This is a genomic window from Candidatus Izemoplasma sp. (genome assembly GCF_982632705.1).
Genome location: NZ_CEXEES010000084.1, coordinates 1 through 5,450 on the forward strand (window position 1 = coordinate 1; position 5,450 = coordinate 5,450).

Genomic DNA, 5,450 nt, shown 5'->3' on the forward strand with positions numbered 1-5,450 from the left:
AGTGCTTGACTACGGATCAAGAGGTTAGGGGTTCGACTCCTCTTGGGCGCGCCAAAAATTTTTCGGGAAGTAGCTTAGCTTGGTAGAGCGCATGGTTTGGGACCATGAGGTCGCAGGTTCGAATCCTGTCTTCCCGACCATTTAGACATTAAAAGACGATTATATCGTCTTTTTTTATTACTATTATACTTATCAAATATACAAAAAAGAGGGAAATTATCCCTCTTTTATCATTTTAATGAATTTTTCTACAAATTGCGGATCAAATTGTTTATTACTAAATTTTTGTAATTCCTTAATTGCCTCTGTATGAGTTTTTGATGACCTATATGACCTCTTTCCAGTCATAGACTCATAAGCATCAATAACGGCAAATAAACGTGCGTGATGATGAATGTCTTCACCTCTTAATGAGTTTGGATATCCTTTCCCGTTAAACCATTCATGATGATGTAGAATCGGGATTGCCAAATGCTGCATTTCTGGTATTGTTGCGACCAGTCTACTTCCAATCTCTGGATGACCCTGTATCTTCAATAATTCAGTATCAGTATAGTTTGATCTTTTATTTATTAGTTCATCTTGAAGTGTAACTCTTCCGATATCATGATATTTCGCATAAAGTAATAAATCATCTAATTCCTGTTTAGGTAAACCATAGAATTTAGCGTATTGATTTATCAATGCTTCAATTGATGTTGTATGTACGTTATGTCCGTCAATTTTTTTATTTAATATTGTTGTTAAATGTTCTACTAAGTTTCGTCTGAACCTTGGACCATGCTCAGCTTTGTTGTTATACATTGCTTCTTCAGCGTCAGTCAAAGTATCTTTTATAGATTTATCTACACTTAGTTTTGTTGATATTCCAATGGCAATAGAAGGAGTAATTGTTTTATAGAATGATTTCTCTGTTAAATCATTTATCCTATCTAAAACTTTTTGAGCATCATCAGCGGATGTTTGTGGGAGTAAGACAGCAAATTCATCTCCACCCCATCTTGCAACGATATCTTCACTTCTTACTGCTTTTCTAAATATGTTCGCAATTTCCTGTAGTAGTTTGTCACCCTCTAAATGTCCAAATGCATCGTTTACTAATTTAAGTGCATTTACATCTCCAATAATTAAAGAAATAGGGTGTTGTCTTTCTACATTGATTCTTTTAAATTCTTGTTCAAAGTTATATCTATTGTATAGTTTTGTAAGGAAATCATGTTGTGATATAAAACGCATTTCCTCTTGCCTTTTCTTTTCAATAGTCACATCGCGAATAACAAGTATTGCTCCATGATTGATTCCGTATTCATCTTCAACAGGTGACAATGTAAAATCAATGAATAATGGTTCGTTTTTATTGTTGAGTAAGCTATAAGTATAGTCACTTTTGAATGTTTGGTTTTTCTTGATACAATCTGAGTAAATTTGCTCGAATGATTTTTCATTGTGATTAGAGTATATTCTGTACTCTTCATACACAAGTTTTCTAAGTACAGTATCATTCGTACCTACTAGTTGTTTTGCCTTATCGTTTATAAGTGAAATTCTTGCATATTCATCTGTAACTATTATTCCCTCAGCAACACTTAGTAAAGTTAGTCTCAATCGCTCATCTGCATCTTTGAACATTCTTTGACTTAATTTCTTTTCAGTTACATCAGTGATACTTGAGTATAAGTATTCCTTATTTTCAAGTGTAATCGGACCTGTACTTACTTCGACATCAAATATCTCCCCATTTTTTTTGATATGCTGGAAATTGAATAATGATGATTCATTACTTTTTGCCAGTTCAATTTTCTCTAAAATTTCTGGCTGGGATAGGGTATTTAATTCACCAATCTCCAAGCTTCTAAACTCCTCTTTGGTATATCCATAAATTTCAATTGCTCTGTCATTTACATCTACGATTTTATTTGAGACAGGGTCAATAAGCATTAGAATTGATTTGTTTTTATTGAATAAGTTTTTGAATTGCTTTTCCGATTTAAGAACTTCGACATCATTAAAATATTGTCGTCTCTGTATGATCAGAAATTGTGCTACAAGGTAGAATCCTATAGGAAATAAAATAAGTTGTGGAAACACCATCATTTCAAATATTTGATTACGTAACTCAGTTGGTAAAAATAAAACTAAGCTAAGGATTATAGCCTGCATCAGTAGACCAACCCCGTATATTTCTACCCAAGATATTTTATAATTGTGTTGATTTACTTTCTTTAGTCTTAAGTAGCGCCAAGTCAAACCAATTGATGCACCAATAACTGCTTCGGTGATACCAAGAATTGTACCAGCTCCACCTTCGAAGATTCTTATAATTGAAGCAGTTATGAGTCCCATAACTGTTGGAATTAAACCTAAAAACATACCACTTAATCCTAGAGCTAAAGATCTTACATCGAAGAAGAAATCATCAGAGCCATCTAAGTGAATATTGAAATACATTACATATGTTACTGTAAAGGCTACAAAAACACCCATTAGAAGTTTCCTAAAAATTGGGTGAATAAAAGACTCATTTTTGAATATTGCGTATGTGATTGCTAAACCCATTAGAATAAAGGTTTGCCCTGTAAACTGAAACATTACATTTATATCCATAATATCTCTCCCTGCTAATGTATATATACATTATACAACAAAAAAACTTATATCAAAAATATATATGAAAACGGACTAAAATACTTGCTTTTGTCAGTTCAACACATTATAATAATCATAGACTTAAAAATGGTCCCGTAGCCAAGTGGCTAAGGCAATGGACTGCAACTCCGTGATCACCGGTTCAAATCCGGTCGGGACCTCCAAATTCGGCATAATAAAGACGCTTATCGTAAGCGTCTTTTTTTGATTCTACCTAAAAACTAGCTGTAGTCCGTTGTCATAGAGAGCTCATTTTATCAATATAGATTTATCTAATATTAGTGAATGGTCAGCTATAATTTATTTAGAAGACAATTATAACCCGTATATATAATACTATTAAAGATCCTCTATAGCAAAAATATAATTCGTTTAGAATAAAGAACAACTAGCATTATCCCAAATAGTCTAAAAGAAATGGTACAATAATATATTTGGGAATCATTCATCAGAATGATGCCTTTTTTGATACTTTATGATAAGATAAAGTTATGAAAAAACATAAAGCACATAAACTGGAGGCTCACTATGAAAATAAATTACGAAATAGACAGTACACTAGCTGATAATGAAATCATAATAAAATGTAGACAGCTTTCATCAAAGTTTCTTGAAATCGAGAGGATACTTAACTCTAGCGCAGTTGACTCTGTGTTTGGAGTTGTTGAAAGTAAAATATTCCCAATAAAATCATCAGAAATAGAGCGTATTTATACTGAAAATAGAAAAGTAGTTATTTATTCTAATGGGAAGTTGTATGAATCAAATAAAACACTATCTAATTTTGAAATAATTTTACCTCCATCATTTGTACGTGTATCTAAAAGTTGTATAGTAAATACAAAACTAATAAAATCCATTGAATCTGAATTCAGTGGAAACTATACTTTAATATTTATTAGCGGGAATAAGGAAATCCTATCTAGAAAATATGTAAAAGACTTAAAATCAACGATAGGAATGGAGGGTTAATATGAAAGAATATACAAAACTATACTTAAATAAACTCGTTTCTTATCTACCTGTAGCGATATTCATTTTTACAATAGTATTTGTTATTGGAATGTTCCCATATATAGAAGATTTAAAGACAGACTTTGGTATAAATGCAATCAATGAATTAGTCGATGTTTATACATTCTATTTATTAAGAACTATTCTACTAGTATTATTTATTCCTTTATATGATACTGTGTTAGTGAGTATTAAATTATCATATAAACTTTCTACAATGATACATTTTATTTTAGTTATGTCCACTGTTGGTTTGTTGTTCTACAAACCAGGTTCGCCTTCACAGGCCTTATTTATTATTGTAGGGATGTGTATTGTGATATATGTGATCATTAGAATTGTTACACAAATAAAAGAAAAGCAGTTCATTGAAAATGCAAATGAGATATTCAAAAAAAATAAAGAATAGCTGTGTTAGTCTGCTATTCTTTTTCTTTTGGACCTTTAGATTACCACTTAGTCATTAAATTTTACCACTTAGTCATTTTTTACTCTTTTAATAGTATTTTTGTGCTAGCATATGAGTAAGATACAAAAGTGTCAATAAGGATATGAAAGAGTTTCGCAATGAAATTCATTGGGTAAGTTAATGATTATTCAAAAGAGCACTAGTACAAATGGAGGAAATTCAAATGAAAAAGAAAAACATAATCATCTATACTGTAATATCTTATGCGTGGTCATACACATTTTGGCTAATTGCAATAGTACTGGCTTATAGATCTAATATTGAATTAGAATTAAATGAAGGGTTTGTGGAAGCCTTGTATTCAAGTGAGTTAATAGGAAAAGTTGCTATTCTTTCAATTATCGCATTAGTTGCAACTTGGGGTCCAATGATTGGAACATTAGTTATTACAAAAATTGATCCTGACTTCAAAGAAAAATTCAGTAGTAGTGCTTTCGTTTATAGGGGTTTTAAACAATATCTAATAGTAATTGCGATATTTTTGGCAATCGGATTTGCTCCCGCTATCCCTCTTATTTTTATTGAAGGATTTGAATCAAATTCAGTAAGTATTATAATCTTATATTTATTTACATTCTTTACAATTCAATTTGTTACTTCTGGAACAGAGGAAATTGGGTGGCGTGGATTTTTACTTCCTGAGCTCTTAAAAAAATATGATACATGGGCTGCAAGTTTTAGGACAGGGATTATCTGGGCACTATGGCATGCACCAGTTGTTCTGTATATATTTTACCTACAAGATATGCCATTGTTTGCGATGGTATTCTCATTTTTTGGTTTCAGTGTTGGTATTATTGCAATGTCAGCTGTGCACAGTTACTTCTTCATTAAAACAAGAAGTGTTCTCTTCTCTGTGTACTTACATGCAATGAGTAATACTATCCCACTAATAACAGGATTACTAATCTTGAACGCATACAAAACTGCAATACTATCACAACTATTAATTTGGGTTGTTGTCGCTGTGATTATCAAAAAGAATCCAAGAATGTTTCCTAAAAAAGAAAAAAATTCTTGAGTAGAGAGTTATGGTAGTATATAAAAAGGGAAAAATGTTAAATAGTATTGTGTAAATGATAAGTTGTACTTCAAGGATTCAGTACAGCATCTTATCATAAGTTATCAAATATAGTAATCTTTGAAGCAACGGACTATATTTGTGAAAATACAGTAAAATGTGCAAAAAACAAACTCTATTTCTACACTGTACTGAATTATCAGTAATATAGAAATGAAAAATGGGTTGGTCATAACGTTTTTTAATTAGAATTGGACTGCAACTCCGTGATCACCAGTTCAAATCTGGTCGGGACCTCCA

The 5,450-nt window shown here is 31.5% G+C and carries 4 protein-coding genes and 2 tRNA genes; 5 read left to right on the top strand and 1 reads right to left on the bottom strand.

Going from position 1 to position 5,450, the window contains the following annotated elements:
* Positions 1–63: 63 nt before the first annotated feature.
* Positions 64–140, top strand: a tRNA-Pro gene (locus tag AC2LE6_RS08425).
* A gap of 76 nt (positions 141–216) precedes the next feature.
* Here AC2LE6_RS08425 and AC2LE6_RS08430 read toward each other — a convergent pair.
* Complete coding sequence (locus tag AC2LE6_RS08430) at positions 217–2,604, bottom strand: diguanylate cyclase domain-containing protein (protein WP_484478816.1); 2,388 nt, start codon at positions 2,602–2,604, stop codon at positions 217–219.
* Between the two features lie 131 nt (positions 2,605–2,735).
* Here AC2LE6_RS08430 and AC2LE6_RS08435 point away from each other — a divergent pair.
* The 4 genes from AC2LE6_RS08435 to AC2LE6_RS08450 all read left to right on the top strand — a co-directional run bounded on the left by AC2LE6_RS08435 (position 2,736) and on the right by AC2LE6_RS08450 (position 5,150).
* Positions 2,736–2,810 (top strand) — tRNA-Cys (locus tag AC2LE6_RS08435).
* Between the two features lie 364 nt (positions 2,811–3,174).
* The gene (locus AC2LE6_RS08440) at positions 3,175–3,618 is read left to right on the top strand and encodes a LytTR family DNA-binding domain-containing protein (protein WP_484478817.1); all 444 of its coding nucleotides are present in this window, start codon (positions 3,175–3,177) and stop codon (positions 3,616–3,618) included.
* Between the two features lies 1 nt (position 3,619).
* On the top strand, positions 3,620–4,069 hold the full coding sequence (locus AC2LE6_RS08445; RefSeq protein WP_484478818.1) for a hypothetical protein: 450 nt from the start codon (positions 3,620–3,622) through the stop codon (positions 4,067–4,069).
* A gap of 223 nt (positions 4,070–4,292) precedes the next feature.
* Entirely contained in the window at positions 4,293–5,150 is an 858-nt protein-coding gene (locus tag AC2LE6_RS08450) for a CPBP family glutamic-type intramembrane protease (RefSeq protein WP_484478819.1), read from the top strand.
* Positions 5,151–5,450 lie beyond the last annotated feature (300 nt).